Genomic DNA, 4029 nt, shown 5'->3' on the forward strand with positions numbered 1-4029 from the left:
AATTGAGAATATGTTCGGAAAACTCAAAGACTGGCGACGCATCCATACTCGCTACGACCGATGCGCGCACACCTTCTTCTCCGCCATCTGCATCGCTGCAACCGTCATCTTCTGGCTAAATCAATGAGTCCTGAGCTTAGCACATGCTGCCACATTTACGGCTGCCAATGAAGCAGAACTGGCAAATGCCATCACCCTTGCGCAGGCAAGTGAGGATGCAAATTCAACAATCACCCTCACCGGCAACTTTGCGGTTACACAAAACCTGCCCGCCGTCGCCAATAAAAACATCACCATCGAAACCGGCACCAATACGCTTTCCTTTGCCAATAAGGTTGATATTGATGTCGCCGCCAGCGGTTCATTAACCCTGACCGGTAATATTGCCGGAAATAAAGATACGCTGAACAAAAACGGCGATGGTGAACTTGTGCTTAATAGCACCGGATCAGGATTTGAAAGATTCAATGTCGATAGCGGTCATGTACTCATCAATAGTGGCGGCGATCTGCAAATAGCAACCGATAATAAATCTTACGCGCAGCTTGATCTGTCACGCGGTAAAAACGCTGTTTCCAGCCTCACCATATCAGGAGCTGGCACCCGCCTTCTCGCTTCCGGCTCCGGAACCGTAGATCTAAGCCTTGGTATTTCATCACAATCAACACTCACCATCAATGATGGCGGTCAATTTATTGCAGGAGAAAAAGGAGGCATCCGGCTACACGGATACGCGTTTGCTGATAGCAAAGCATCAATCTATGTCGATGGAAAAGGATCACGGCTGGAAGCCAGTGGCATAACATTGGGAAATGGCGAGACATTTTTTCTCGTCAGCAATGGAGGAGCGGTCAAAGTCAACAACCGTACCAATATCGGTGGTGCAAACCGCGCCTTTGATACATCCGATGCCAGGCTGATCATTACCGGTGATGGTTCTCGTTATGAAACAGACAGTCTTATAGGCTATCACGGAGCAATCGCGGTGCTCAATGGCGGCGTGCTTCGTGGTGCCGATCTGAAGATTGCTACCAAACGATTAGGCACCAATATTCCTGATTTCGATATTCTTGTTTCGGGTAACAGCTCGGCGATCAATGCCGGCACATTGCTCATGGGGGATAAAGGCAATGGCACTTTAACAATTGCCGATGCCGGAAAAGTAACCGTAGGTGATGGTGCCGGAGCTCTCGTGCTGGGCACGACCGATGCCAATAGTCACGCTGTTCTCAATATTGGTAACCGGGCAGGTCTGCTTCCCGCCAAAGCCGGAACACTGCAAACATCTGAAATTCAGCTGGCAGCAAATAGTGAGATCAATTTCAACCATAGCAATGATGCGTATCATTTTGATGTCCCCGTCAAGGGTAATGGCAAAATCAATCATACCGGAACCGGAAAGACAGTTCTTTCAGCCGATCAGACCGGCTTCACCGGGCTTACCTCCATTTATGACGGCACGCTTGAAGTAAACGGTATTCTGGGCGGCTCCGGCAAAATTTACGGCGGCGTGCTGACCGGAACGGGCACAGTAGGTGCAACCGAAAATTACGCTGGCGGCACCATTGCCCCGGGCTCATCCATCGGCAAATTAACCATTAATGGCGATTATACCAGCCATGGCGGCGCTTTAAAAATCGAGACCGTACTTGGTGATGATGCATCAAATACAGATATTCTTGCCATCACCGGCAACTCGGTTCTGGGAACAGCAGCAACACAGGTTTATGTGACTAATCTTAATGGAGTGGGCGCCCCTACTGTAGAAGGCATTCGCATTATTGATGTCGCCGGCTCATCAGACGCAAACGCTTTTGTTTTGAACGGCGATTATGTGTTTGAAGGAGATCAGGCGGTTGTCGGCGGTGCCTACGCATACCGGCTCTATCAAAATGGCATCAGCACGCCTGAAGATGGCGACTGGTATCTGCGCTCATCATTGCTGCCTGTAGAACCATCCCCGGTAACACCGGAACCAACACCCACACCTTTATATCAGCCGGGCGTGCCGATTTACGAAAGCTATGCCAATATTCTGGGAAGTTTCAATTCACTTGAAACGCTTCAGCAAAGGCTGGGCAATCGCAAATGGACAAATTTCCATCAAGACAATACAGGCATTTGGGGGCGCATTGTCGCAAGCCATAGTGAAATAGCTCCGAAAATCTCGACCAGTCACGCACAATATGATCTGGATTTATGGAAAATGCAGATTGGCGCTGATGGCCTGATTTATGAAAATGATAAAGGATATTTTATCGGCGGCATCACAGCGCATTACGGTTCAATATCATCCGATATTCATTCTGTATTTGGCAACGGAAGCATCGATTCCACTGGTTACGGCTTTAGCGGAACACTAACCTGGTATGGCAATTCCGGCCTTTATATGGATGCCCAAGCACAAGCAACCTGGTTTGACAGCGACCTTATGTCTAAAATGGCCGGACGCAATCTTACGACAGGAAATAACGGTTTTGGCTATGCACTCGGTATTGAGGTTGGCAAACGTTTGGCTCTGGAAAACAACTGGTCTCTCACCCCGCAAGCGCAACTGGTCTATTCCGATATCAGCTTCGATGATTTCACCGACACTTTTGGCGCAGCTGTGGCGTTGGATCGCGGTGATTCACTGCTCACAAGATTAGGTATATCAATTGATCATACCAATGAATGGCAGGACGAGGCAGGAAAAGCACGCCGCAGCCACATTTATGGTATTGCCAATCTTTATTATGATTTTCTCGATGGCTCGCGCTCAACGGTTTCCGGTGTGCAATTTGTCAGTGAGAATGAGCCTTTATGGGTTGGCGCCGGTATGGGGGGCTCCTATAACTGGAATGATGATCGCTATACACTTTACGGTGAAGCATCGCTCAACAGCAGTGTTCGGCATTTTGGAGATAGTTTCTCGGTAAAAGCGAATGCCGGCATCAAAATACGCTGGTAACTGGTTTGGACAAATAAATATGCGGCAGACAGATTTCATTTTGAATCTGTCTGCCGCGGCTCTGTTTAACGAAGAAACTTACCCTCATCCGCACCTGATGGGATCAGTAAACGTCCGGAGCATCAAAAAGAGCCCCAATGTACCTGGCCTGAAGCTATTTTATCCATATATGCTGAAACCACCCGCTAGACTGAATTTTGCAAATCAGCCTGAGAAAGCAGATGCTTTGTCACAGAGGATAGGGTTCCCAAAAAATTATCTTATTGTTTTAAAAAACTCATCAAGGCGATCATCGGCAATTGCTTGTGCCAATTCCATCGCAGCCTGTGGATCTTCAAGATGGTAACAAAATTTCACTGTTCCGTCCGCAGCACGCGCGACCGCGGCTTCACCATCCTCTGAACCAGCCCAATCAAGCGTCACATCTGGCCAAAGAAGAGCAAGAGCTGCAAGTAACAATTCCGCTTGCGCTTCATAAGCTGGAGAAAATCTCTCCCAAACCTCTGTCGGTTGCGCGGCTTTCAATCCCCATGCCCAGCCCTTCCCGTCATCAGACCTTGGAAAAACACAATTATTGTCCATATTTAGCACCTCATAAAACAATCAGCGGAATCCAATGCTCGGTTAATATGAACTTTAAAAAACGCTATCGCTCATAGTCAAAATTCAATTTATGTATTTCATATAATTACAGGCTTAAACTTACGCAACATACTGCCAGATTCGTTCTGTATATTTTGAGATCAAACCACTTTTGTCTCACTAGGCAAGCGTGTCTGCAATTGCATATTAAGCCCTGCGTTGCATATTAATACTTGCCGGGCTCTGTTCCCCAAACATCAAAAAGCCCCGATCATTTCTGATCGGGGCTTATTATAATATTTTGATATTTGACGCCCATAAATCCTACTGCTTAAATATGAGCTTGTTTTTATTTGAAGAGAAGATTTTTTTATTTTATGCGTTTAGCAGACCTGGCAGCGACCTACTCTCCCGCGTCTTAAGACGAAGTACCATTGGCGCTGGAGCGTTTCACGGCCGAGTTCGGAATGGGATCGGGTGCAGCCGCTCCGCCATAA

At 47.5% G+C, this 4029-nt stretch carries 3 protein-coding genes and 1 rRNA gene; 2 read left to right on the forward strand and 2 right to left on the reverse strand.

The window, feature by feature from the left end; translation table 11 throughout:
- Both ACSTTO_RS00035 and ACSTTO_RS00040 read left to right on the forward strand, forming a co-directional pair.
- Positions 1–127, forward strand: a 127-nt coding sequence (locus tag ACSTTO_RS00035) for a transposase (RefSeq protein ID WP_439271086.1), incomplete at its 5' end; no start/stop codon positions are given.
- Between the two features lie 303 nt (positions 128–430).
- A complete protein-coding gene (locus ACSTTO_RS00040) occupies positions 431–2950 on the forward strand; it encodes an autotransporter family protein (RefSeq protein ID WP_439271084.1) in 2520 nt (839 codons plus the stop codon).
- Between the two features lie 255 nt (positions 2951–3205).
- On the opposite strand, the gene ACSTTO_RS00045 is transcribed toward ACSTTO_RS00040, so the two are convergent.
- Positions 3206–3532, reverse strand: a complete 327-nt coding sequence (locus ACSTTO_RS00045) for a hypothetical protein (protein WP_439271085.1) — start codon at positions 3530–3532, stop codon at positions 3206–3208.
- A gap of 390 nt (positions 3533–3922) precedes the next feature.
- Positions 3923–4029, reverse strand: a 5S ribosomal RNA gene (gene rrf, locus ACSTTO_RS00050); the annotation flags it as partial.

The sequence above is a fragment of the Pseudochrobactrum albidum genome (genome assembly GCF_051851455.1).
GTDB lineage: Bacteria > Pseudomonadota > Alphaproteobacteria > Rhizobiales > Rhizobiaceae > Pseudochrobactrum.